This is a genomic window from Legionella sp. ST3F1 (assembly GCF_048553315.1).
In the GTDB taxonomy this organism is placed as follows: domain Bacteria; phylum Pseudomonadota; class Gammaproteobacteria; order Legionellales; family Legionellaceae; genus Tatlockia; species Tatlockia donaldsonii.
In genome coordinates this window covers 69,412-94,218 of record NZ_JBLZIO010000007.1, presented here as the reverse complement: position 1 = coordinate 94,218, position 24,807 = coordinate 69,412, and the positions used below count along the sequence as shown (strand labels likewise).

Below are 24,807 nucleotides of genomic sequence, written 5' to 3'. Positions count from 1 at the left end.
GAGAGGGTATCACTCACGCTTAAATTTAGGCTAATTCTAAGTTTGCTGCGGACCCATATCTGTGTGATAATTTGCGCTTTGCATACTACTACGGTGGGTGACCTATGGAAGACAATAAACAAAAAGCATTAAGTGCCGCTCTTGCTCAGATTGAACGTCAATTTGGAAAGGGTTCAGTAATGCGTATGGGCGATAATAATGCTGTGCGTGATATTGAAGCCATTTCAACGGGTTCATTAGGGTTGGATATTGCTTTAGGTATAGGTGGTTTACCCAAAGGGCGAGTTGTTGAAATTTATGGTCCCGAATCCTCAGGTAAAACGACATTGACTCTGCAAGTTATTGCCGAGTGCCAGAAAAAAGGGGGTACTGCTGCTTTCGTTGATGCTGAACATGCGCTGGATCCAAGCTATGCGGCCAAACTGGGTGTTAATGTTGATGAGCTACTGGTTTCACAACCAGATACCGGTGAGCAGGCTTTAGAAATCACGGATATGCTGGTTCGTTCTGCTGCAGTGGATGTTATTATTGTCGACTCTGTCGCCGCATTGACTCCTAAAGCCGAAATTGAAGGGGAAATGGGTGATACCCATGTTGGTTTGCAGGCTAGATTGATGTCGCAGGCCTTGCGTAAATTGACTGCAAATATTAAACGCTCCAATACCTTGGTGATCTTTATTAACCAGATTCGTATGAAAATTGGTGTTATGTTCGGTAATCCTGAAACGACCACAGGTGGAAATGCATTGAAATTCTATGCTTCTGTGCGTTTAGATATCCGACGCGTAGGTTCAATTAAGAAAGGTGAAGAAGTTTTAGGTAGCGAAACGCGAGTGAAAGTCGTTAAAAATAAAGTGGCACCGCCTTTCAAAACAACTGATTTTGATATTCTCTATAATGAAGGAATTTCTCGCGAGAGTGAAATCATCAATCTTGGCGCCCAGTTAGGGCTCATTGAAAAATCAGGGGCTTGGTACAGTTATAAAGGCGAAAAAATTGGTCAGGGTAAAGACAATGTTCGCTTGTACTTGAAAGAGAATCCACAAATTGCTGCGACCTTGGAGCAACAAATCAGAGCAGAATTGTTGACTAAAAAGCTGCCTGTAGAAGAATTTGAAGAAGTTAGTGGGTCTATAGATGACTAAAGCCCTGGACTGTGCAATGCGCCTGCTTGCCAGGCGCGAGCATGGTGCATGCGAATTGGCAGATAAATTGGCACAAAAAGGTTATAATCGGCAGGAAAGTAATGAAGCAATTGCCGAATGTCAACGTCTTGGTTTTCAGAGTGATCGTCGTTTTGTTGAGGCTGTATGTCATGTTCGTATCCGTCAAGGCTGTGGTCCTCTTAAAATTCATCAGGAGTTGCAAGCTAAGCACATTGAGTCCGAATTGATTGATGAAATTTTGGCACGGGAAGCAGATCATTGGCTGGATCACGCCTTAGCTGTATGGCATAAGAAATATAAAAAACAGGATCAGGTTTCTTTTGCCGAGTTACAAAAACGGCAGCGTTTTTTATTGTACCGTGGATTTCCCACCGATGTTATCGCTCGAGTTGTGAAAGAAATTTAGGAACTATTAATATTTCTACTATCTTGGCGCTTATGCCTTGATTTTCTGTGCTCCGTTGCTCACATACTATCCTGTATGTTCTGCTGCAATGCTCGAAAATCAAGGCACAAACACTCAAGCTAGCGAAGTGTCAACAGCTCCTGGGAAAGGTAAGTGAATAGGTGAGGAGAGGGGTTTGGTTTGTCCAAGCCAGCTCCAGATATTATATTGTAATAATAACCAGTAGATTCTAAGAGCATGAAAAGTTCAGAAATCAGACAAGCATTTTTAGATTATTTTGCTGCACGAGGCCATCAGATTGTTGAGTCGAGTCCACTTGTGCCTGGAAACGATCCAACTTTGTTATTTACAAATGCGGGGATGGTGCAGTTTAAAGACACCTTCCTGGGATTGGAAAAACGTTCTTACAGCCGCGCGGCCAGTTCTCAACGATGCGTACGTGCTGGTGGTAAGCATAATGATCTGGAAAATGTTGGTTATACGGCACGACATCATACTTTCTTTGAAATGCTGGGTAATTTTAGTTTTGGCGATTACTTCAAGCGTGAAGCGATTCAATTTGCCTGGGAGTTTCTGACCAAGGTATTGAAGTTACCGAGTGAACGATTATGGGTTACTGTCTATGAAGATGATGATGAAGCAGCCGATATCTGGTTGAAGGAAATCGGGGTTTCTGCTGAGCGTTTTTCTCGTTGTGGTGAAAAAGATAATTTTTGGTCTATGGGTGATACTGGTCCCTGCGGCCCTTGTACAGAAATTTTTTATGATCATGGCCCTGAAATTGCCGGCGGACCTCCGGGAACGCCTGAAGCAGAGGGTGATCGTTACATCGAAATCTGGAATTTGGTTTTCATGCAGTTTAATCGCGATAAAGAAGGCCATCTTCATCCTTTGCCTAAGCCTTCTGTGGATACTGGTATGGGACTTGAACGTATCGCGGCAGTGGTCCAGGGTGTACATAGTAATTATGATATCGATAGTTTCCAGTATTTAATTCATGCGATCTGCAAGCTGGCCCCACCTACGATTAATCCGGAGCATCCTTCATTAAAAGTGATTGCCGATCATATTCGTGCCTGTTCATTCTTGATTGCTGATGGTGTAATGCCCGGGAATGAAGGTCGAGGTTATGTTTTACGCCGTATTATTCGCCGTGCAATTCGTCACGGCAATAAGCTGGGTTTACCTACACCTTTTTTCTCTAAATTGGTTCCGGCTCTCATTACCGTCATGGGCGAGGCTTATCCTGAGTTAGTAAATAACCAAAAACAGATAGAACGTATTTTAGCGCAGGAAGAAAACCAATTTGCTCGTACACTTGAGCAAGGTTTACGCTTGCTGCAGGAGAAAATTCAAACGCTGGAAGGAAAAGCAATTCCGGGTGAAATGGCTTTTAGACTGTACGACACTTATGGTTTCCCCGTGGATTTAACAGCGGATATTGCCCGCGAATCAGGGCTTTCCATTGATATGGCTAGTTTTAATCAGGCCATGCAACAACAACGCGAGTTGTCGCAATCAGCAAGTCAGTTTACTACGGATTACTCAGTTTCAAGCCAATTGGATGAAGCATCAGTCTTTCATGGCTACGAAAAAGACAGTATGCAATCTACAGTCACCGCTATACTTTGCAATAGCGTTAAAGTAGATAAATTAACGGCGGGCGGTAAAGCAGCCGTGGTTCTTGAAAACACGCCTTTTTATGCCGAAAGCGGTGGTCAGGTTGGTGATCGTGGTCAACTTCAGGGCGAGAACCTTGTTTTCCAGGTAGAAGATACCCAGCGAGTGGGGCAAGCAATTGTCCATTACGGCCAATTGTTGCAGGGGGAGCTGTCTATTGGGCAAACCATTAATGCCAAGGTCGACTCTGCGAGACGGAATGCAATCCGCTTAAATCATACGGCAACTCATTTATTACATGCAGCCTTAAAAGCGATTGTTGGTCCTCATGTTCAACAGAAAGGTTCATTAGTTGATGCTGAACGGGCACGTTTTGATTTCTCGCATTTTGAAGCACTAACCTCCGAACAGTTACGCCAATTGGAAATTTTGGTGAATGATAGGATACGTGCCAACGATGAAGTAGAGACTCAGATCATGTCGCTTGATGAGGCAAAGCGCAGTGGGGCTGTGGCGTTATTTGGTGAAAAATACAGTGATGCTGTACGGGTACTTTCTTTAGGGGATTTCTCCAAAGAGTTATGCGGCGGCACCCATGCGGCAAGAACAGGTGATATTGGTTTGTTCAAAATCACCGCTGAATACGGTGTGGCAAGTGGTGTAAGACGCATAGAAATGGTAACGGGTGCTTACGCTCAGGCTTGGATTAACGAGCAATTGGGTATTTTGGATGGCGTTGCGCAAAAACTTAAAACAACCCCGGCCAATGTCTCTGATAAATTGTCACAATTTTTGCATGATGCAAAACAGCAGGAAAAAGAATTAACACGCTTGCAGGCCAAGTTGGCGGCAAAATCAGGTACTGATCTGCTTTCTCAATTTCAGGCCGTAAATGACGTTAACTTATTAGTGAAGCAATTGGATGGCATGGACAGTCAAGCGTTGAGGACAACTTTAGATCAACTGAAATCCAGTTTGGATCAGGCTGTGATTGTGTTGTTTGCTATTGAACAGGAGAAGATAAACGTTGTTGCTGGAGTGAGCAAGAATATTTTGGGCCGAGTGCCAACCGCCGCTATGCTGGTAAAACATTTATGCGGCAAGGGCGGGGGCCGTGACGATATGGCCCAGGGTGGAGGGCGTGTTCCGGATGATCTGGAAGAAAAAATTGCCCAGATTAAGACCATGATTGTTGAGCACGTGGGTTAACATAAAAAAGACGGGGCGCTGAAATGGCATTATTAGTGCAAAAATTCGGGGGAACGTCGCTTGCTACGCTAGAGCATATTAACCATGCAGCGGATTTAGTGGCAAAAGCAAAGCAAGCAGGCCACAGTGTGGTAGTCATTGTATCAGCAATGAGTGGGGAAACGGACAGACTCATTAATTTAGCGCATAGTATCAGTGAATACCCAAACGAAAGAGAGTACGCCGCACTTGTTGCTACTGGAGAGCAAGTGTCTATGGCTTTAATGGCGATGGCTTTAATTAATCGCGGCATTAATGCACGTTCTTATACGGGCGGACAGGCAAGAATTCATACCTGTAGCCAATTTAAAAAAGCACGTATTCAGGCAATTGATACCCAGCCGATCCTCAAAGATCTTGAGCAAGGTACCGTTGTGGTTATTGCTGGTTTTCAGGGTATTGATAAAGATGGCAATGTGACGACTTTAGGCCGTGGTGGTTCGGATACAACGGCAGTGGCTATTGCTGCTGCTTTAAAAGCAGATGAATGCCAGATTTATACTGATGTGGATGGTGTTTATACAACTGATCCCAGGATTGTACCTGATGCTAAGCGTTTAGAGCAGATTACCTTTGAGGAAATGTTGGAGCTATCCAGCTTAGGGGCAAAAGTGTTGCAAATTCGTGCCGTTGAATTTGCCGGTAAATATAATATTCCTTTGCGTGTTCTATCTTCATCACAGGAAGGACCTGGAACCTTAATTACCTATCAGCAAAAAAGCAGTATGGAAGCGCCTCTGGTTACAGGCATTGCTTTTAGCCGTAATGAAGCCAAGGTTACTTTATCCGGGGTACCTGATGCGCCAGGTATTGCTTCTGGTATTTTATCCGAAATTAGTGCAATCGGTGTTAATGTCGATATGATTGTACAGCATTTATCGGCTAATAATAAAACCAATTTTACGTTTACTGTTCACCGTGATGAATACCAGGCGACCCTGAAACAACTGCATAAAGTAGCTAAGGAATTAGGCGCCGGGGATGTGGTTGGTGTCAACAATTTAGCTAAGTTGTCGCTTGTTGGCTCGGGTCTTAAGAGTCATCCAGAGGTCGCATCAATCATGTTTAAAACCCTTGCTTCGAAGGGTATCAATATACAACTGATTGCGACTTCAGAAATTAAACTCTCAGTCCTCATTGATACCGCCATGCTTGATGAGGGTGTACGTGAATTACATAGCGTTTTCCATCTTGAAGATGATAGTCGCGATGAATCACGAATCATGCCGGTGAATGTAGCACAGGAATGTTTAGTCGCTGCGAGTAAATTGTAAAGCAGATCAAGATTGTATGTTTTCATGCAATCTTGGTTTTGTCTTTAAGCGAATGCTGCCATTTTGGATTCGCGTTGCACTTTAAGAAAGCGGTAATTTGTAATTAAAGGAGTTAATTATGAGTTTTCTTAGTGAATTTAAACAATTTGCTATGCGCGGTAATGTGATGGATCTTGCCGTTGCCGTCGTAATTGGCGCTGCTTTCGGTAAAATTGTTTCTTCACTGGTCGATGGGATTATCATGCCCGTTATTGGTCTCTTAATGGGTGGCATTAATATTACTGATAAAACCTTTAAAATTGGCGCAGCAGTAATTAAATGGGGTGCCTTTTTACAGACCATCATTGATTTTACAATTATTGCCTTTGCTATCTTTGTTGCCATTAAATTCATTAACATACTGCAGAAAAAGCAGGAAGAAACTGAAGAAAAAATTGGTAAGGAAGAAGCGATATTGATTGAAATTAGAGATCTGTTACGCGAAAAAACAAGTAAAAAATGATGAAAGAGAACCGTCTAGGATTTAAACGATAAGACAAGGTGGTTCTAACAATTCGTCATTTCCCCGAATATTCTAATTTCTCGAGAGCTGACATTTAGACTATCGTATAATTTGCAATACTCTCTTGAATTAGACAGCACAGAGGCATCAAAAGCGACTAGATTCACACCTTCTTGATGGCGAACTGATGGAACTCTTAGTAATGGATGCCCCTCTCCAGCCACACGCCGGCCTGTTTCTCGGCCTCTTATATAATTTACTTCATCACCACTAACCAGGGAACTCTCGTAGCTCCATCGCAGTGAAGCGGGCCACAAGAGCACCATCGAAAGAAACATTTTGCTATTAAGTGCTTATTTTTAGACTAAAATAAGGAGTGAAGCCATTGATAGGGAAAATTCATGAGTGACTTACTTAATCTCTTTGCCGTCATTATTGTGTTTGGCGTGATTTTATGGGCAGTTAATGTGTTTATACCCATGCCGGGTGCAATTAAAAGCTTACTTAACCTTTTGGTTTTAATTGTACTGATTATTTATATCCTCCAGTTTTTCGGGCTTATTCATAATGTGTTGCCGACGATACGGCTATTTAAGTGAGAAAGCTAAAAGGACATTTTCTTATAAAGAAAAGAGGGCAGGCAGCGAATGATGGACATGATATAACGCCAAAAAAAAGGGTGATAAAACAGGTGTTTTCCATTTTTTGCAGCTTGCCAACAGGCTTGAGCGCAAGCTTTGGGCGATGAAGCATAAAAAATGCCTGCCATACCATAAGTTTGCACTGTATCAATGAAGCCTAGTCTGGCGATAGTAATTTTTGTGTTGTTTTCTGCAGCTTGTTGTAAACCTTCCAGATAAATTTCAATAGCAGCTTTGCTGGCACCATAAAGACTATTCTTGGCCCGACCTCGGCAGGCGGCTACTGAACTTAAGAAAATCAACTGATGAGTAGCCTGTTGTTTATGCAAATAACGATTAATTAATTGAACCGTGCTTAAGACATTAATTTTAATTAAATCGTCTATAGTACGAGTATCCAAGGCATTGTTTTCTACAATATGGCTATAGGCGATAAATAGCGCTAACTCATTTGGATGTTGACTTAAAATTTCTGTTAAATGTGTTAAATCACTTGCAAAATCGGTGATGAGAAAATCACACTGAATGTGATAGCGCAAGCGTATATCAGCACTAATAACCTCCAGCTGTGCTTGATTTCGAGCAACCAGTAATAGCGTATAACCGGCTTGAGCAGCAAGGTGTGCAAATTCTTCAGCGATAATGGAGGTCGCGCCTAAGATGACCCAGGTTTTTATGGTCATGATGTGATTCCCAAACGATGGCTAAGATCAGAGTGCATACCACTTTTGTAATGGCTTAATAATTTCTTAAATTGTTCATAATTGGGGTATTGTTGTTGAAATTGTTGTTGGGTCAAGTACATATCTTTTGCCAAATAAATTTTGCCCTGGATACTGGTTATAAAGTCATTCAGATTGCGAATGACTTCTTGTGCTGCTTGATTGTTAATAAAATCAATTGCCAACGTAAACCCTGGTTGCACAAAAGACAATAAACCACTACCAGCCTGTGTCAAGTATTTCAGCACGGCCAAGGTTGGTGTTGCCTGACTGCTATTAATGATTGCGAGTAATTGATTGAAGGTGCTGTGGGCTGTGTTGCTGTCAAATACTGCTTGAAACTGTAATAGCCCCTGGCTGCCATAGAGACGGTTCCAATGTTGAATGGAATCGAGTGGGTTATTAAATTGGCGCAGGGATAGAATTTGCCGGTTTGTTTTCTTGCTGTTGAAATAATAGCGATTAAAATGTTTCATTACCCAGCGGCTGACCAGGCGAAAGGGTAATTTAGGTATACTAAAACGTGATAGTGACTCTGGGGCTTCCAATTCTGTATGGTTAGCAAGCGATAACACTGCGCGTGGTTCATTAAGTAAATCAAGCCAGGCTACTTGATAATCGTATTGGCAGCCGCTTTGTTGCATGCGTTGGAGTAAGGTTTCGAACTCACTGTATTTTTCAGTTTCTACTGCTACAAAAGGGGGTTTCTTAAGCATTTGCAGGGCAACACGTGTGATAATGCCCGTTAAGCCAAGGCCGGCTATGGTGGCATAAAATAAATCGCTATTTACAGCAGGGCTGCAGCGTAAAGATTGTTTCCCTAACTGCAAATCCAACCAGTTCAAATGCTGGCCAAAACTACCCGCATGGTGGTTGTTTTTACCATGGACATCATTGGCAATACCGCCTGCTACCGTAGCACGCAAAGTACCTGGTATGACAGGAGGAATATAGTGTGGATGCACTAAAAAAAGCTCCGCAAAAGTGACCCCACCCTGGCAGATCAACTCACCTGATAATTCATCAAAAGAGAGGAAGTGATTCAACCGCCTTGTATCAACAATGCCTCCGTCGTTGTTAAGACAACAATCACCATAGCTCGAACCATTACCGCGTGCGAGAAGGTTATCCTTGGCAGTCAATAGAGATTGAATTTGCTGTTCATTATCAGGGCGAAAACAATCCGATGTTGTTTGTACAGCGTGACCGAAATTAGAAAGCCGTTTGTTTTTGCTGAGCATGTCTGATCACTAAAAGCAATTGAAAGCTAAGTTTGGCACATTTTCTTAAGAAGTGTAATTATTGGATTAGCGCTAAAAAAATGAATAGGAATAAAAGAAATTTGCCCCGCCAGATATTGAGTCACTACCCAGGAGAGATTATGCCAAATAGTTGACTATGTTTTTTTTAGCTGCCAAATAAGCGAAAGATAATTTTATATCTTATTGATAATAAACAAATTTATTAACTGGCACGTACTTTGCTTAAGGAGTTAAAGCGATAAGTTTTAATGACTTATAGAGTTACTTTCAAGACAGGATGGCTATGGCTGAAAAAGACGTTTTATCGCAGGAAGAAATTGATGCACTGTTAAATTCAGTAGATAGTGAGGAAAATTCCGCGGCAGCTGCCGGCGCTAATGCAGAGCCAGCAGCCATCAAAGACGCAGAGGACGAACCTAATGAGAGCCTGAGTCGGCCGACTGAGCATGTGCAAGTTCTTAATTTTGCTAATCAAGAACGAATTGTTCGTGGTGAATTGCCGGTTCTTGATAAAATTCATGACCGAGCGGCCCGATTTTTTACAAATGATATTTATCAATTGATGGCGAAGGATTTTGACATTAAACAAGAGCCGTTAGCTATTGTTAAACATCGAGAATTTATGGGTAGTTTACCCAACCCTACCTTAATGACCATACGTCGTTTCAAACCTTTGCGTGGTAAAGCGCTAATCTTGTTTGATAGCACCTTTGTCTATGATCTGGTGAATTATTATTTTGGTGGTAGTTCACAATTTCTTGCGCAAACAGATCGCACAGACTTTACTGCTACAGAGCTGCGAGTCATGGAAATCATTATTAGCAAATTGGTTCGTAATATTCAGCAGGCCTGGGCTCCGATTATTAAATTGGATGCATTAAAGGTCGGGGATGAGACTAACCCGCAATTGGTTCATATTGGTGAACCCAATGAGTTGTTATTAGTTAGTCGTTTCAATCTGGATTTTGGTAAAGAGTCAGGTTCTTTTTCTTTTGTTATTCCTTATTCCATGGTTGAACCAATCAAACAACAGTTAGAACTTGGTGCAGCCCGTCCGGATGATGAAATTGATCCAAACTGGATGATGTCTTTACGAGAAGAGTTGATGGAAGTTGAGTTAACAGTAAGTGCATCGATGGCAGAAACCCATACTAGCCTCGGCCAAGTCATGAATTGGCAGGCAGGAGAGTTCATTCCCTTGGAAATGAAAGAGATAGTTACTTTAGACATTGAAAGTACACCTAGTTTTACCGCTACACAGGGCAGTGCCAATGATAAAAGAGCAGTAAAAATTATAAATAAAATCAATTATTAGGGGAGTTGAATGAGCAATCAAACGGATACAGAAGTAGCTGCAAATACCCAACAACCAAATGTCGCACCACAGGATGGTGATGCGGAAAAAATGGAGTTGGTTTTGGATATTCCTGTTGTAGTGACTGTTGAAATTGGACGTACCAAAATGACAATACGTAATTTGTTACAACTTAATCAAGGGGGAATTGTTGCTTTAGACCGTCTGGCTGGCGAGCCCTTGGATGTTTTAGTGAATGGTACGTTGGTTGCTCATGGAGAGGTAGTGGTAGTCAATGACAAATTTGGTGTGCGTCTGACTGATATTGTTAGTAAAACAGAACGAATCAAGCGTTTACGATGAGAATTTCATTTTTTCTATTCCTCGCTAATTTATTACCTTTAACTGCTGAGGCTGCTACCTTATCTTCTAACCCTGCAGCAATTAGTAGTGGTGAATTAATGCGTGTAATGGGTGGATTATTACTGGTAGTCCTGGTGATTGTGTTTCTATCCTGGCTATTGCGGCGTTTAAATGGGACAGGATTAGCAAATACAAGTGGATTTAAAATCATTGCTTATCTGAACTTGGGGACAAGGGAAAAAATTATGTTGGTGAAGGTAGGAAATCGCATTTTACTGTTGGGCGTAGCCTCAGGAAGTATTAATACGTTGCATGATTTTGGGGAAGAACTCCCTGCAGGTTTTGAAGCCGAATCCAAAGCATCATTCACTGCTTTTCTCAAAACAGCGCTGGGTAAGTCTTAAGATGAAAAAAACGCTTCTCCTAACTTGTTTTCTGGCACTGTTTTTAGGGCCTTGGCTGGCTCAGGCGGCGACTACCTCTTTGCCAGCTGTCACGGTTTCTCAAGCACCGGGCGGTGGCCAAACGTACAGCGTTAACTTACAAATACTAATTTTTATGACGTTGTTAAGCGTCTTGCCAGGTTTATTAATGGCAATGACCGCATTCACACGCATTATTATTGTTTTGTCCATTCTACGACAGGCTATTGGTATGGCCCAAACTCCAACAAACCAAATCTTGATCGGCATTGCTCTTTTCATGACCTTTTTTGTCATGTCGCCCGTTTTTAATCAAATTAATGAGCAGGCCTTAAAACCTTACCTTGCCGATAAAATAGAGTTTCCACAAGCAATGGCAAAGGCTCAGGAACCCTTGCGCCTTTTTATGCTGAATCAAACGCGTAAAAATGATTTGTCGCTTTTTCAAAAATTCAGTAACCAATCTTATGTTTCACCGACCGATGTACCTATGACGGTTTTGATTCCTGCCTTTGTTACCAGCGAATTAAAAACAGCTTTTCAAATTGGGTTTCTTTTATTTTTGCCGTTTCTAATCATTGATTTGGTTGTGGCTTCTGTGTTGATGGCAATGGGGATGATGATGTTATCGCCATTGATTATTTCTTTACCATTCAAAATTATGTTGTTTGTCATGGTAGATGGTTGGACACTCGTGTTGGGCTCACTGGCATCCAGTTTTGCCATAACGTAGGAGGGGCTAATGACGCCTGAAACAGTCGTATCGCTCTTTAGTGAAAGTGTATATGTAATGATTATTATGCTGACGGTCTTGATTGTTCCAGGACTTATTGTTGGTTTATTGGTTGCCATGTTCCAGGCGGCGACTCAAATTAACGAGATGAGTTTAAGCTTTATTCCTAAGCTATTTATTACTTTTTTGGTATTGGTTTTTGCCGGACCGTGGTTATTAAAAACCATCATGAACTATACCGATAATTTGATCACTAACATTCCCTATTTGATAGGCTAATCATGAATCTAAACTATCAAACGGTGATTAGTCAGTTTAGCCAGGCGATTTGGCCTTTACTACGTATTAGTGGTTTGTTTATGACCATGCCGTTGATTTCTTCCGTGCTTGTACCGATGAGAATCCGACTTGTTTTTGCCATGACTTTGGCTTTTTTATGTGCCCCAGCCATTTCAACAAGCCTTAGTTTTTTACATTTTAACAGTGCCTATGTAGCCGTTATTGTGCATGAACTGTTACTCGGTTTGTTAATGGGATTTGTTTTGCAATTGGTTTTTCAAGTCTTTGTTCTTGGTGGGCAAGTGATTGCCATGCAGGCGGGCTTAGGTTTTGCCACCATGGTAGATCCGGCAAGTAAAGCAAGTGTCCCTTTAGTCAGCCAGCTTTATTTAATGATGATGAGTTTGACGTTTTTATCACTGAATGGCCATCTTGCCGTGTTAGATGCGTTATTAAGCAGCTTTCGGCAAATGCCTGTAGGTACGATAGGAGTTGGTTTGTCCGCAATAGGCTCGGTGCTGACTTTTTCTGGATGGATGTTTAAAGAGGCTGTATTAGTTTCCTTACCTGCTATCTTGTCACTGCTGATTGTCAATCTGGCTTTTGGTGTAATGACTCGGGTAGCACCGCAATTAAATATTTTTTCTATGGGGTTTCCCATTACGTTGCTAATGGGAATAGTAATTATCCGTATCAGTTTGCCAGGTGTTTCGGCACAAATTGCCGATAGTTTGGAGCAGGGAATGCAACTTATTATAGGATTATTGCACTGATGGCTGAAGACGAACAACAAGCACAGGAAAAAACCGAACAGCCCTCGCTTAAACGCTTAAAGGAAGCACGGGAAAAAGGCCAGGTCGCACGTTCAAAAGATTTTAATGCAACCCTGATTTTATTATTTTCCGGAGGAGGTTTTTTTATTTTTGGCCATTACTTATCTGACCAATTCATGATGATGATGCGTCAATCTTTTGACTTTAACAGCTCCATTTTAACAACGCCAAATCTAACTTTGGAAAGGCTTTATTTCCTGGTGACAGCTGGATTTAGGGCTGCTTTACCCATTCTGTTATTCATTCTCTTATTTTCTCTGAGTGCGCCGCTTTTAATGGGTGGTTGGGTTTTTAGCCTTGAATCTCTACAACCTCAATTATCACGTTTAAGCCTGTTAAAAGGGTTAAAGCGAATGGTGTCACTGAAAGGTTTGATGGAAATGGTTAAGTCATTAGCGAAATTTTTATTGCTCTCTGTTGTCGCTATTTTGGTGTTGCGATGGCAGGTTCCTGCCTTACTTGCTCTGGCTGGTTTTCCTTTGGCTGGGGCAGTTAGCAATGGTTTAATGATTGTAGCCATTTCCTTTCTGATGATTAGTGCCAGTCTTATTTTTATTGCCCTTGTGGATGTTCCTTTTCAATTACATGAACACAACAAGCAATTAAAAATGACTAAACAGGAACTTAAGGATGAATACAAGGAAACGGAAGGTAAGCCGGAGGTGAAGAGTCATATTCGGCGTACGCAGCAAGAAATGGCAAAACGGCGAATGATGAGTGATGTACCGAAGGCAGATGTAGTGCTTACTAACCCCTCACATTATGCAGTCGCATTAAGTTATAAACAAAATGGCAATCGGGCTCCGGTAGTCATAGCAAAAGGGAAGGATTTGATTGCCTTGCAAATTAGCCGAGTCGCTCTTGCCAATGACGTACCTTTATTAACACTACCACCTTTGGCACGTGCTATTTATTTTTCTACTGATTTAAACGCAGAAATTCCCCGGGGCCTTTATGTCGCTGTAGCACAAGTCCTGGCTTATATTTTTCAACTTAATGATAAACGGAGCTATGAAAGAGAGCCGGCTATCTTACAAGATTTGCTCATTCCTGATGAGCTAAAACGGAATGCTGAGGAGAGTCTTTGATGAATGCTATTTTACAAACTATACGTCAATGGATGCAGCAAGGGTTGGGTACGCCGTTGATGCTCATCATTATGTTGAGCATGATGATGTTGCCTCTGCCGGCATTTTGTCTCGACATTTTATTTACTTTTAATATTGCTTTGTCTTTAGTGGTATTACTAGCGGTGATTTACAGTGAAAGGCCGCTCGATTTTGCTGTTTTCCCTACAGTAATTCTTATTACAACTTTATTGCGGCTGGCCTTAAATGTGGCATCGACGCGTATTGTTTTACTCAATGGTCATACGGGCACAGATGCCGCGGGGCAGGTTATCAAATCGTTCGGTGAAGTGGTTATTGGTGGGAATTATGCGGTGGGTTTGGTGGTATTTATTATCCTCGTAGTCATTAATTTTGTGGTTGTAACGAAAGGTGCTGGACGTGTTTCAGAAGTAAGTGCGCGTTTTACCCTTGATTCATTGCCCGGTAAACAAATGGCGATTGATGCTGATCTTAATGCGGGTTTAATTACTCAGGAGCAAGCCATTAATCGTCGTATGGATGTAGCGCAGGAAGCTGATTTTTATGGTTCCATGGATGGTGCCAGTAAGTTTGTACGCGGGGATGCTATTGCAGGAATTTTAATTTTACTGATTAATATTATTGGTGGTTTGATAATTGGCGTTTTACAGCATGATATGGGGTTCATGGATGCTTTGCATAATTATATTTTACTGACTATCGGTGATGGTTTGGTAGCGCAAGTTCCCTCTCTGGTTCTATCTACCGCAGCAGCTATTATGGTCACCCGTGTATCAACTGCTCAAAATATGGGCAATGCAGTGATGATGCAAGTTTTTGGCAATCCCCGTTCCCTCATCATTGCTGCTGCAATTATAGGCCTTATTGGTTTAATTCCCGGTATGCCTCATATTGCTTTTTTACTGTTAGCAGCCGGCTTGGGTGGGATTGCTTTCTTGCTGATTAAACAAAACAAACAAAAAACCAATAATGAGAAGGCTGTTGAAAGTAATGCCAATGTAATCAATGAACCGCTTGCATCGGAATTGTCTTGGGACGATGTAAACCCTGTTGATGTGATTGGCTTGGAAGTAGGGTATCGTCTTATTCCCTTGGTTGACAGCTCACAAAGTGGTTTATTGTTAGCGCGAATTAAAGGGGTACGGAAAAAAATATCCCAAGAGCTTGGTTTCCTTATTCCAACCGTTCATATACGCGATAACCTTGATCTTAAGCCCAATCATTACCGTATTAGTTTGGCAGGCGTCATTATGGGCGAAGCGGCCATTTTTAGTGAAAAATGGTTGGCTATTAATCCCGGACAGGTATTTGGTGAGTTAGATGGTCAACCGACCCGTGATCCAGCCTTTGGTTTAGAGGCAGTATGGATTAACGAGAATCAAAAAGAGGTGGCGCTTACCTATGGCTATACGGTTGTAGATGCATCCACTGTGGTTGCAACACACTTAAGTCAAATTCTTGAGCAAAATAGCCAACAGTTACTGGGTTATGAAGAAACTCAGCAATTATTGGATAAATTAGCAACTACGTCACCAAAATTGGTAAAAGAATTAGTACCTGATACTTTATCGCTTGGTGCGGTCTCTAAAGTTTTACAAGGGTTATTGATTGAACATATTCCTTTATCAGACATTCGCACGATTGTCGAAACATTGGCAGAAGCTGCGCCAAAATCCAAAGATCCGGATTACCTTATCAGTCAGGTCAGGGTTGCCTTATCGCGTCTGATAACGCAAAAAATTAGCGGTTTAAATGAAGAATTGCCAATTATCACTCTAAAACCCGAGTTGGAACAGTTATTGCAAAATACTATTCAGAACAGTAGTCATGGAGTCAGTTTCGAACCGGGAATGGCAGATAAAATACAACAATCCTTGATGCAACTTGCCGCTCAGCAGCAGGCGAAACAAGAGTTGGCTGTACTGGTAGTACAACCTGGAATACGAACTGTTTTGGCACGTTTTGTGCGTAATATTTCCAATAATCTACATGTTTTATCGTATCAGGAAATACCTGATAACAAACAGATACGGATTATTGGTACTGTAGGCTAATAAGGTGGAGGCCTTATGAAATTAAAGCGTTTTGTTGCCAAGGATACACGTAGTGCAATGCAACAAATAAAAACGACCTTTGGTCCTGATGCAGTGATCTTATCCAGTAGTCGTGTTGAAGGTGGGGTTGAAATAGTTGCTGCCGTTGATTTTGATGAATCAGTCATCACGGCAACCGCTGCGGTGGCAAGTCTGGAGCCAACTGGTCAAGCAGGAGGAAAAGATATTTCATCGCCTCTCGATGATATGCGGCAGGAAATTCAAACTTTGCGGGGCATGTTAGAAGCACAATTACGAGGTTATACCGGGCATGGGGAACAGCCTTTGCATACTGTACTCATGCAAAAATTATTGCAGTTAGGGGTTAGTCAACATACAGCTTCCCTTCTAGTCAGCAAAGTTAATCCAAGTCTGAATCAACAGCGTGCCTGGCAACAATTGCTTGGCTATTTTTCAGATGCCTTGCCGATTCGTGATTCACGACGGATAGAGGAGGGTGGAATTTACGCCTTTGTTGGACCTACTGGTGTTGGAAAAACAACCACACTGGCAAAAATTGCCGCTCGTTTTGTTTTGCGTTTTGGTGCTGAAAACTTGGGGTTGGTAACCATGGATACTTACCGGATTGCTGCCCATGAGCAATTAATGGTTTATGGAAAAATTTTGGGTGTCCAGGTATGCGTTGCTCAAGATGATGTTTCTTTAAGTCGGGTTATCAGACAACTGAATGATAAAAAATTAATTCTCATTGATACCGCAGGAATGAATCCAGCCGATGAGCGTGTGGCGGCTCAGATGAATCTATTGAGTTCACGTTTGCATTCAATATCGACAGTCTTGGTTTTACCAGCTACGAGCCACTACCAGGTTTTAAATGAAGCGATTAGTTGCTATCAGCGCGATCGAATCGAGCAATGCATAATTACCAAGCTGGACGAATCATTCGTTTTAGGTGGGGTATTAAGTGCAATCGCAGAAACAGGCATTGAAATAAGTTATTTAACGAATGGGCAGCGAGTACCTGAAGACATTAAGGTGGCTACTCGTCATCAATTGCTTGAGCAATTTATGGAACAGGAACGCAAAGTAAATCTGAGCAATAGCAACGAATTTAAGACTGATGTTGCAAGGGGGATTTATGTCGAAGGCTAAAAAGGTATTGGATCAGGCAGCAGGACTTCGTAATTTATCCCGTTCTAAACCGGTTAAAGTCATTGCTGTGTCAGCAGGGAAGGGAGGTGTTGGCAAAAGTAATGTATCTGTCAATCTCGCAGTCGCTTTAGCCAAGAAAAATAAAAATGTCCTTCTATTGGATGCTGATTTAGGTTTGGCAAATATTGATATCATGCTGGGCCTGCACACCAAATATAATTTATCACATGTGGTGCAGGGACTTTGCCATCTCAGTGACATTATGCTGCAAGATGCGAGCGGAATCCGTGTTATCCCTGCCGCATCAGGTACAGAGTACATGACACAGTTAAGTCCCGCGGAGCATGCTGGCATCATTGATTCATTTAATGAACTCACTGATGATGTCGATTATATGATAATTGATACTGCAGCAGGAATTTCCGACACGGTCTTAAGTTTTGCCCGCTCATCGCAAGAAATTATTGTAGTAGTTTGTGATGAACCTACGTCACTCACTGATGCTTATGCGCTCATCAAAGTCATGTCCAAGCGTTATAACTGGAGTCATTTTCATGTACTGGCCAATATGGTGCGCTCTACCCGTGAAGGCCGGGAATTATTTAATAAACTCTACCGTGTTGCAGAACAGTTTTTAGATGTGCGCCTGGATTATTTGGGGGCTATCCCTTTCGATGAGCGAGTCCATGAAGCAGTAAAAAAACAAAAACCAGTGCTTGTTGCTTATCCTGACTCGCATGCGGCAAAAGCACTGCTACAATTAGCTGAGACGGTTGAGGATTGGCCACTGAAGCAATCGCTGGGAGGGAATACCAGCTTTTTTCTTGAGCGTCTAGTGGCTGGGGAACACTGAAAAGGGTGATTTCAGATAGAAACACTAAGGAGAACGTCGTGGATGCTTTGGCAGCATACGGCAAGGTGAACCAACAAACCCAGGAAACATTAGTTAAAACACATGCATTAATGGTCAAGCGTATAGCACACCATTTACTGGGTCGGTTACCGCATTCTGTGCAGCTTGATGATCTCATTCAGGCGGGTATGTTAGGGCTGCTAGAGGCAGTCAGGCATTATGATTCAACCAAAGGCGCCTCTTTCGAGACTTATGCGGGAATCCGCATCCGGGGACATATGTTGGATGAAGTTCGCCGTAATGATTGGGTGCCACGCTCAGTTTATCGTAATGCGCGAATGATTTCCGAGGCAGTTAAAAACGTAGAAAATCGTTTAGGACGAGATGCTAAAGATCATGAAATAGCTGCCGAGCTCAAACTAGGCCTTGATGAATATCATGAGATGCTCAAAGATTCAGCGGGAAGCCAACTGTATGGGTTCGATGATATTGGTGTAACAGATGATAGCCTAAAAGCTGAGACAGGGAATGCTTCAACAGAACCCCACATTAATGCCTTACATGATGATTTGATTAGCCATTTGGCGCAGGTTATTGAAGGATTACCGAAGAATGAGCGTTTAGTATTGTCCTTGTATTATGAACAAGATTTGAATTTAAAAGAAATTGGCGAAGTGTTGGGGGTAAGTGAATCCCGTGTCTCGCAAATTCATAGCCAGGCAACGCTTCGCATTCGGTCTCGCTTATCGGAGTGACAAACAAATTATGGACGGGTTGACCTTACTTGGTTTAGTTACAGCGTTTTTGGCGATTATCATAGGCCAGATGATTGAAGGGGGCGATATCCACTCCCTGATGAATTTGCCTGCTTTACTGATCGTCCTTGGCGGCACTCTGGGGGCTGTGATGATCCAGACACCTTTCCGAACATTTATTCATGCATTCAGAATTCTGCCGTGGATTTTTCGGCCACCACAACAACCTTTTGATAGGAGTCGTGAGCAGTTAATCGATTTGTCTCGGCGCGCAAGGCAATTTGGTTTACTCTCGTTGGAAGAACACATGGAAAGGGAGAAAAACCCCTTAATGCGTCAAGGTCTCGAGCTTTTAGTGATTGGCGTAGACAAACAAACAATAAGGCAAGTACTGGAAGCGGAAATGATCCGCTGTGAAGAGCAAGACTTGCGTGCGGCCCATGTGTTTGAAAGTATGGGAGGCTATAGCCCGACAATTGGTATTTTGGGAGCTGTACTTGGTTTAATTCAGGTGATGCGTAATTTAGCCGAACCCAGTGAATTAGGGGCTGGTATTGCGGTGGCTTTCGTAGCAACTATTTATGGGGTTGGTTTGGCTAATTTAATGTTTTTACCTATCGCTAATAAAATCAAAAGTTGTATTGCAAATCAAATACATCATGATGAAATGATTGTTGAGGGTCTGGTTTCGATGGCAAGCGGTGAGAGTCCAAATATGCTAAACTTGAAGTTAAACAATTATGGACAACATCATCAGCATGCGCGGAAGAAAAAGTAAAGCTGTAGCTCATGAAGACACTCACCGTTGGATGGTATCCTATGCTGATTTCATTACTTTGCTCTTTGCTTTTTTTGTCGTTATGTACGCTATTTCCTCAGTAAATGTGTCCAAATATAAATCGTTAGCTGAGGGCATGCATTCGGCGTTTACCAAAAAGGGGAAACATCAATCCGTGGCTGAAATTGCCTCGCGAAAAGAAGCTAAAAGTGCATTAGAGAACCCTATTCAGGAAAAAGATCAATTTAATGAATTAATCAAAGCCTTGTCTGATTTACAAGATTCTGATTACCATATGAATCCACAAGATGGCTGGATTGAGCTGGATATTAAAGCAGGGGCTTTGTTTGACAGTGGTAGTGCGGACTTACGACCGATTGCCGTAGTGAAACTGATGCAATTAGCTGACGTTATCCGCAAACTCCCTTATCCAATTGCTTTGGAAGGGTATACCGATAATGTCCCCATTAATACACCGCAATATCCTTCAAATTGGGAATTATCTTCGGCAAGGGCGGCTTCGGTGGCTCGCTGTTTGACAACGTTTGGGGTGGATCAGAGTCGTATTACAGTGACTGGTTTTGGGGAACAGTATCCAGTAGCCGATAACGGTACAGAAGAGGGACGGGCTATGAACCGGCGTGTTAGCCTAATTATTGCCAAAGACAGGACTGTACCACGGCTATTCAATCCGGAAATGAGCTATAAGATTGACAAAGAGGCTACTGATAACGAGCAAACCCAGAGCAAAGAAGACAATGCGGTTGGTAATAGCCAAACGGAAACACCTAATAAGGATAATAATAAGGAAAACCCATGATAATTTTCTGTACTGGAATAATAGTTGGCGTACTTTTTTTGGGCTTAATGCTACACTATCGCAAGCACTTTGCTGATCTAAGACAGCAGTTGGCTGCATTAAGCAATGAGGTAAAGCAATATCAAAATCACCATAGTTTGTTAGTGAATGCTGATTTAGTTTTCGCTAAACAGCTTACTGAAATAAATCGCCAGTTTGTGAGTATGGATAATCAGCTACAGGCGCTGGAAAACAAGCGTGATAACGATGGTAGTTATCAGCATGCTTTGCGTATATTAGAAATGGGTGGGGATAAAGAAGAGATAATTGGTAGTTGTCATCTTTCCAATGCTGAAGCTGAATTACTAATGAACTTGAATGCCTACCGCACTGTAATCAAGAAAACGCCGCAAACTAACCTGTAAATACCAATCACTTTCTTTGCGCAGACAGTCTATTGCCAGTTCTGCGCAGTGGAAATCTATCTATCCAATTATTTTTCACTGATTTGTGAAATGCCCCCCAGGAAAACCTTAGGCCTTGGTCAAATGTTCTGCCTCTCTTTAAATCTCGAAGCCATCCATAATGAATGTCGCCATGACAAGCAGACCAATAGAATTTTTGAAAATATTTTTATTAGCCTGTAAAAATAGCTTCTAACTTGTCTGTTTTTCCTTCTTGTTTCTGTGTATCATCGGCGACAAAAGTGTACTTATTATTAACTAAAAAAGGGAAAGGATATGAAACTTGCTAATAATGCTTTGCGCACAAAAAACATGATCGCGTTACTCCAAGATATGGGGATTAAGGTAGGGAAGAAAGAAGAGGGCAAGGCTGAAGTTAGCTGCAAGGATGAACTGGTTATTTTGAAGCCAGCCACACAGGAAGAGGCTGAAAATCTTGCTGGAGAGATACAAACACTCCTTGAAACAGGTAAGACAAAACCTGCTATTAAACGGTTCACCCTGAGTGATTTACTCAATGCGGAAATTAATGCCGCTACCTGTACGAGTGTTCAAATGACTGAAAAGAACAAACGCTCATTACAGGCTTTATTACCTATTTTAGAACTTGGTTTTGCGCTGGATCCAGAGCAAGAATACCTGAACATTCAACTCCCCTCCATGGCCTATGCGCCTCTGTTTGGCTCTTTGACTTATAAGTACATGAAGCTTGAGGGGGAAACTTTAAGGTTCAATGTTAAAGAATTTTTAAAGGATCATCGCGAGGAACTCGTTTTAATTGATGGGGAAGCCCCCTTATTGTTATGCGATGCGGCTCAATTTGAAAAGAAAAAAGTATTTTATGCGCAAAAACGGTTAAATGAAAACGAAGTAGAGGTGACGCCGCATGTTTTTATTCCCTATGCGGCCAAGCCTCCCGCCTATACGTTTGTTCTAGATACTAGTGGGAGTATGGATGAAAAATATGGGACAAATGGTACACGCCTCCAACAGTTGCAAAAGAGCGTAATAAAATTTGCTGAGGCTTTGTATGCGTTTCACCCCGATGCCACAATCAATATTAAACAATTTAATAGTACAATAAACAATGTCGGTTCCTATAACAAAGGAGATCTAGCGACTTTGCGTATGCAGGTTAATGGCTTAAAAGCAAGTGGAGGGACTAATCTCTTTACTGCCACAACAAACCAATTATCTTCCTTTTCCAGTTCAACAAAGCATACTAATGTTTTGCTCTTTACTGATGGTCAAAATACAGACTCCGCAGAGCAAGACTTGCAATCAAAAATTGAGGCGTTGCAAAATGGTTCGCCTTTAATTCTTGCACGTAACAAATTTTTTATTATTAGTTATGGAGCGAGCCAACCACCGGTTTTACATACTGTTGCCCAAATATTCGGTTCACCAGTTATTAACACAGATAGTCCGGATTTCGTGGCTGCCTTATCGGAGAATGATAAGATGCAGGAATGGGCGGCCGGAAGAGAGTTGTTTACCTGCCGCCTTGTGGTCGAAGCAGAACTCGAAGCAGGACCAGAAACAACCTACGCTTGTTGCTATGATTTGTCGGGACAGTTTACGGCGTTGAAACCTGTACGCTGCAAAGATAATGAAGAATTGCATTTAACGCTTGTAGATGGTGATGATGCGGTAATCCTTGACGATAGAAAACCGGCGGTTAAACCCGTTGTACCTGTTGTAGAACAACTGCCTATGCAGACTCCCGTGTCACCTGGCAGTGTAAAAACAGCAACCAATATGGGAGTATTTAGTGGGGGTACACAACAGACTACAAAACCACCAGTTCAACAAATTACAGGCCAAACACCTGAGGTAGCTACTTTTAACTAGGATGAATCGTTTCCTCCCTGTTTACGGGGAGGAAACAACAAATTATTCAACGCAAAAAAATTATTGCGCTTGAGCGACTGTAGCGGCTATAGCACTTAATTTCACCGGATCGGTCTCACCATTGATGTTAATAATGTTAAGTTTACCTTCCTCATTCGCTTGCGAATCATCATTAAATTCATAGATTGCCCCAACTACCAATAATTGGCCATTTTTTACCTTTGCAGCAAATTCTTGCAAAGCTATAGCGACTTGATTATTAACATTGGTTTTAGCACTGTCGTTATCAGGAGCGCCTTTAACAATCCGCATGTTATTGAGCTCTTTCACAAGCGCAGGGGCTAATTTTGAATAATCACTGTTTGCCGTATGGATGGCTTTACAATTGGAGTGCCCCACAATTATTAGCAGTGAGGAACCAAGATAGTTTACACCATATTCGACTGAACCCAGGGAAGTAACCAGTTGATTACCTATATTACTAATCATAAATAAATTAGCCGCAGGTGTTTTATTGAGTATGTTGGTTTGTACGGGCGAGTCAGAACATGTTAATACGGTGGCATGGGGCTTTTGATTGCTGCCAGGTTGAGAAAGAGGACTGGGAGCAGGGGCTACCGCTGTTACTGGCACTGGTGCCGAAATAACCTCGGCGTCACTCGACTCCTGTATGGGCGGTGGTGTTATACCTACATTCGCCAGTGCAGCATCACTGGCTCGTCCCTGTGTGGCGATACCAAAAAGTGTTATAAAGGACAAAGTTAGAAAAGGTTTAAACATAGTGTCTTTCTCTTAATCTAAAAGGTTTTATTGAAAAAATAATGTTACTGCCTCAATAAACACTTCTCACTATTCTGATTGAAATATCCAAAGCTAATCATTGAAGTAGAAATAGTGGAGGGCAGAAATCATCTTAGCATAATCACTTTTGAAAGGTAGCTTTATCGTAACAAATAAAGTATTGCTTAAATCCGATCTGAGTTCAGTTTCTGGATTGCCATAAGATTGTTCTCTAAACTATAAAATAAGCAGACATAAGAGACAAATTGACGAGAATTTGTTTATACTTTCCTTTCCTTTTTGCCGTAAACGAGAACGATAATGAGTGCGGACTATGAGTTTTCTCCTCATGACTATACAGCGGTTGAATTGACTAGTCAGAGTCATCCACGGATTCAAGTTTGTCCCAAGTATTTTGAACTCGGGTTTAGCCCAGTGTCTCAAATTTGGGGGCGTTATGCAGTATTAGCCCGATTAAAGCAGGCTCTGAATTTTCTACCAGCAGAATATGGTTTTCTTGTCTGGGATGTTTATAGACCCAGGGCAGTGCAAGCCAAGCTTTTTGATTGGATGAGAGATGAGGTGCGCAGTAAATTCCCCTATTTTACGGAACAAGAGAATTATGAGGAAACGTTAAAATATGTTTCTTTACCATGCAGGGTAGGTGATAGCTATTGTTCGCCTCATCTCAGTGGTGGTGCTATTGATTTGACCTTGTTTGAGATGAGTACTGGTAAAGAACTGGATATGGGTACGCCCTTTGATGACTGCACAGAAAAAGCTCATAAAGATTATTTTAACTTACAGAGTGAATTGTCTGTTGAAGAGAAAAACATAAAAGAAAGAAGAAATTCGCTAAATCAGGCAATGACTAAGGCAGGGTTTACCTCTTACCAGTATGAATGGTGGCATTTTGATCTGGGCAATTTATTTTGGAGCCGTGTTTTGGGGAAGGCGGCCGTATTTGGGCCACTGTTTGGTGATCTCGAGTGGCCTGCCGAGATAGAGCACACCCTTCATTCTTCACAGGAATAACCCAACAATTCTAAAGATTTTTCCCAATAAGAAGCAATAAGCGGTTTGGAAAACAAATAATCTGTTAAATTAGGAGCCAAGCGGGCTTTCGCTTCCTTGTGTGCGTTGCTCCAGTCATTTGCTTCGAAATCACCTCGACCCAGATACATTAATGCGAGCAAATCAATTTTTTGTGCAGGATCGAGATCGTTGATGGTTGAACGGACCTCGAGATAAGTTAAATCGTCTTGGTGATCAGCCAATACCTGTGCCCAGTCATATTCATATTCTGAATCGGGCATTTCTTCGCCGAAAGTAACCTCTTCTTTACTATGAAATATTTTTGCTTTTTCAATTAAGGCACAAACGATTTCCGGATTAATATTTAATACATTGATATTTAACATGATTTTCTCCACTATCCTTGTATGAT

Annotated in this window: 27 protein-coding genes; 22 read left to right on the top strand and 5 right to left on the bottom strand. The window is 41.9% G+C overall.

The features are described 5' to 3' along the window. Positions 1-104: 104 nt before the first annotated feature. From recA to mscL, 5 genes are all read left to right on the top strand, one after another. Positions 105-1,145 carry a recombinase RecA gene (gene recA, locus ACN4Z1_RS06860; RefSeq protein WP_115221712.1) on the top strand — a complete coding sequence of 347 codons (1,041 nt, stop codon included), beginning with the start codon at positions 105-107 and terminating at the stop codon, positions 1,143-1,145. Beyond that, complete coding sequence (recX, locus tag ACN4Z1_RS06855; RefSeq protein WP_228364829.1) at positions 1,138-1,572, top strand: recombination regulator RecX; 435 nt, start codon at positions 1,138-1,140, stop codon at positions 1,570-1,572. The genes recA and recX overlap by 8 nt, the downstream gene beginning before the upstream one ends. A gap of 237 nt (positions 1,573-1,809) precedes the next feature. Beyond that, positions 1,810-4,401, top strand: coding sequence for an alanine--tRNA ligase (alaS, locus tag ACN4Z1_RS06850; RefSeq protein ID WP_228364830.1), 2,592 nt, complete (start codon positions 1,810-1,812; stop codon positions 4,399-4,401). Between the two features lie 23 nt (positions 4,402-4,424). Continuing rightward, positions 4,425-5,714 carry an aspartate kinase gene (locus tag ACN4Z1_RS06845; protein ID WP_228364831.1) on the top strand — a complete coding sequence of 430 codons (1,290 nt, stop codon included), beginning with the start codon at positions 4,425-4,427 and terminating at the stop codon, positions 5,712-5,714. A 118-nt stretch (positions 5,715-5,832) separates the two neighbouring features. After that, positions 5,833-6,216 (top strand): large-conductance mechanosensitive channel protein MscL, encoded by a 384-nt coding sequence (gene mscL / locus ACN4Z1_RS06840; protein ID WP_228364832.1) that lies wholly within the window; start codon positions 5,833-5,835, stop codon positions 6,214-6,216. Positions 6,217-6,260: 44 nt separating this feature from the next. On the opposite strand, the gene ACN4Z1_RS06835 is transcribed toward mscL, so the two are convergent. Beyond that, a complete protein-coding gene (locus ACN4Z1_RS06835) occupies positions 6,261-6,542 on the bottom strand; it encodes an RES family NAD+ phosphorylase (RefSeq protein ID WP_228364833.1) in 282 nt (93 codons plus the stop codon). Positions 6,543-6,617: 75 nt separating this feature from the next. On the opposite strand from ACN4Z1_RS06835, the gene ACN4Z1_RS06830 reads away from it, so the two are divergent. After that, the gene (locus ACN4Z1_RS06830) at positions 6,618-6,815 is read left to right on the top strand and encodes a Thivi_2564 family membrane protein (protein WP_228364834.1); all 198 of its coding nucleotides are present in this window, start codon (positions 6,618-6,620) and stop codon (positions 6,813-6,815) included. Positions 6,816-6,820: 5 nt separating this feature from the next. Here ACN4Z1_RS06830 and ACN4Z1_RS06825 read toward each other — a convergent pair whose 3' ends face one another. Both ACN4Z1_RS06825 and ACN4Z1_RS06820 read right to left on the bottom strand, forming a co-directional pair. Continuing rightward, complete coding sequence (locus tag ACN4Z1_RS06825) at positions 6,821-7,540, bottom strand: SDR family NAD(P)-dependent oxidoreductase (protein WP_228364835.1); 720 nt, start codon at positions 7,538-7,540, stop codon at positions 6,821-6,823. Then, positions 7,537-8,820: an FAD-binding oxidoreductase gene (locus ACN4Z1_RS06820; protein ID WP_228364836.1), complete on the bottom strand. Its 1,284-nt coding sequence runs from the start codon at positions 8,818-8,820 to the stop codon at positions 7,537-7,539. Before ACN4Z1_RS06820 ends, ACN4Z1_RS06825 begins: the two co-directional genes overlap by 4 nt. Before the next feature lie 304 nt (positions 8,821-9,124). On the opposite strand from ACN4Z1_RS06820, the gene fliM reads away from it, so the two are divergent. The 15 genes from fliM (at position 9,125) to ACN4Z1_RS06745 (ending at position 22,580) form a co-directional block, all read left to right on the top strand. Beyond that, positions 9,125-10,156: a flagellar motor switch protein FliM gene (gene fliM / locus ACN4Z1_RS06815; RefSeq protein ID WP_228364837.1), complete on the top strand. Its 1,032-nt coding sequence runs from the start codon at positions 9,125-9,127 to the stop codon at positions 10,154-10,156. A gap of 90 nt (positions 10,157-10,246) precedes the next feature. Further along, complete coding sequence (gene fliN, locus ACN4Z1_RS06810; protein ID WP_370634635.1) at positions 10,247-10,498, top strand: flagellar motor switch protein FliN; 252 nt, start codon at positions 10,247-10,249, stop codon at positions 10,496-10,498. After that, positions 10,495-10,902 (top strand): flagellar biosynthetic protein FliO, encoded by a 408-nt coding sequence (gene fliO, locus ACN4Z1_RS06805; RefSeq protein WP_228364838.1) that lies wholly within the window; start codon positions 10,495-10,497, stop codon positions 10,900-10,902. The genes fliN and fliO overlap by 4 nt, the downstream gene beginning before the upstream one ends. Position 10,903: 1 nt before the next feature. Further along, the gene (gene fliP / locus ACN4Z1_RS06800; protein ID WP_115221701.1) at positions 10,904-11,653 is read left to right on the top strand and encodes a flagellar type III secretion system pore protein FliP; all 750 of its coding nucleotides are present in this window, start codon (positions 10,904-10,906) and stop codon (positions 11,651-11,653) included. Positions 11,654-11,662: 9 nt separating this feature from the next. Then, positions 11,663-11,932, top strand: a complete 270-nt coding sequence (fliQ, locus tag ACN4Z1_RS06795; RefSeq protein WP_115221700.1) for a flagellar biosynthesis protein FliQ — start codon at positions 11,663-11,665, stop codon at positions 11,930-11,932. Positions 11,933-11,934: 2 nt separating this feature from the next. Next, positions 11,935-12,705, top strand: coding sequence for a flagellar biosynthetic protein FliR (fliR, locus tag ACN4Z1_RS06790; RefSeq protein WP_228364839.1), 771 nt, complete (start codon positions 11,935-11,937; stop codon positions 12,703-12,705). After that, positions 12,705-13,853 carry a flagellar biosynthesis protein FlhB gene (flhB, locus tag ACN4Z1_RS06785; RefSeq protein WP_228364840.1) on the top strand — a complete coding sequence of 383 codons (1,149 nt, stop codon included), beginning with the start codon at positions 12,705-12,707 and terminating at the stop codon, positions 13,851-13,853. Before fliR ends, flhB begins: the two co-directional genes overlap by 1 nt. Next, positions 13,853-15,928, top strand: a complete 2,076-nt coding sequence (flhA, locus tag ACN4Z1_RS06780; RefSeq protein ID WP_228364841.1) for a flagellar biosynthesis protein FlhA — start codon at positions 13,853-13,855, stop codon at positions 15,926-15,928. Before flhB ends, flhA begins: the two co-directional genes overlap by 1 nt. Positions 15,929-15,943: 15 nt before the next feature. Beyond that, on the top strand, positions 15,944-17,080 hold the full coding sequence (flhF, locus tag ACN4Z1_RS06775) for a flagellar biosynthesis protein FlhF (RefSeq protein ID WP_115221696.1): 1,137 nt from the start codon (positions 15,944-15,946) through the stop codon (positions 17,078-17,080). Beyond that, entirely contained in the window at positions 17,067-17,933 is an 867-nt protein-coding gene (locus tag ACN4Z1_RS06770; protein ID WP_115221695.1) for a MinD/ParA family protein, read from the top strand. Before flhF ends, ACN4Z1_RS06770 begins: the two co-directional genes overlap by 14 nt. Positions 17,934-17,980: 47 nt before the next feature. Then, positions 17,981-18,688 carry an RNA polymerase sigma factor FliA gene (locus ACN4Z1_RS06765; RefSeq protein WP_255673252.1) on the top strand — a complete coding sequence of 236 codons (708 nt, stop codon included), beginning with the start codon at positions 17,981-17,983 and terminating at the stop codon, positions 18,686-18,688. A 10-nt stretch (positions 18,689-18,698) separates the two neighbouring features. Beyond that, positions 18,699-19,466: a flagellar motor protein gene (locus ACN4Z1_RS06760; RefSeq protein ID WP_115221693.1), complete on the top strand. Its 768-nt coding sequence runs from the start codon at positions 18,699-18,701 to the stop codon at positions 19,464-19,466. Continuing rightward, entirely contained in the window at positions 19,429-20,286 is an 858-nt protein-coding gene (locus ACN4Z1_RS06755; RefSeq protein ID WP_419413432.1) for an OmpA family protein, read from the top strand. The genes ACN4Z1_RS06760 and ACN4Z1_RS06755 overlap by 38 nt, the downstream gene beginning before the upstream one ends. Next, positions 20,283-20,690: a DUF2802 domain-containing protein gene (locus tag ACN4Z1_RS06750; protein ID WP_228364845.1), complete on the top strand. Its 408-nt coding sequence runs from the start codon at positions 20,283-20,285 to the stop codon at positions 20,688-20,690. The genes ACN4Z1_RS06755 and ACN4Z1_RS06750 overlap by 4 nt, the downstream gene beginning before the upstream one ends. A gap of 315 nt (positions 20,691-21,005) precedes the next feature. Continuing rightward, a complete protein-coding gene (locus ACN4Z1_RS06745; RefSeq protein WP_228364846.1) occupies positions 21,006-22,580 on the top strand; it encodes a VWA domain-containing protein in 1,575 nt (524 codons plus the stop codon). Between the two features lie 60 nt (positions 22,581-22,640). Here ACN4Z1_RS06745 and ACN4Z1_RS06740 read toward each other — a convergent pair whose 3' ends face one another. Further along, on the bottom strand, positions 22,641-23,360 hold the full coding sequence (locus ACN4Z1_RS06740; protein ID WP_228364847.1) for a carbonic anhydrase: 720 nt from the start codon (positions 23,358-23,360) through the stop codon (positions 22,641-22,643). 321 nt (positions 23,361-23,681) lie between these two features. On the opposite strand from ACN4Z1_RS06740, the gene ACN4Z1_RS06735 reads away from it, so the two are divergent. Beyond that, entirely contained in the window at positions 23,682-24,395 is a 714-nt protein-coding gene (locus tag ACN4Z1_RS06735) for a M15 family metallopeptidase (RefSeq protein WP_228364848.1), read from the top strand. Here ACN4Z1_RS06735 and ACN4Z1_RS06730 read toward each other — a convergent pair. Next, positions 24,377-24,781: a DUF3775 domain-containing protein gene (locus tag ACN4Z1_RS06730; protein WP_115221687.1), complete on the bottom strand. Its 405-nt coding sequence runs from the start codon at positions 24,779-24,781 to the stop codon at positions 24,377-24,379. The two genes, ACN4Z1_RS06735 and ACN4Z1_RS06730, sit on opposite strands and share 19 nt — an antisense overlap. Positions 24,782-24,807 lie beyond the last annotated feature (26 nt).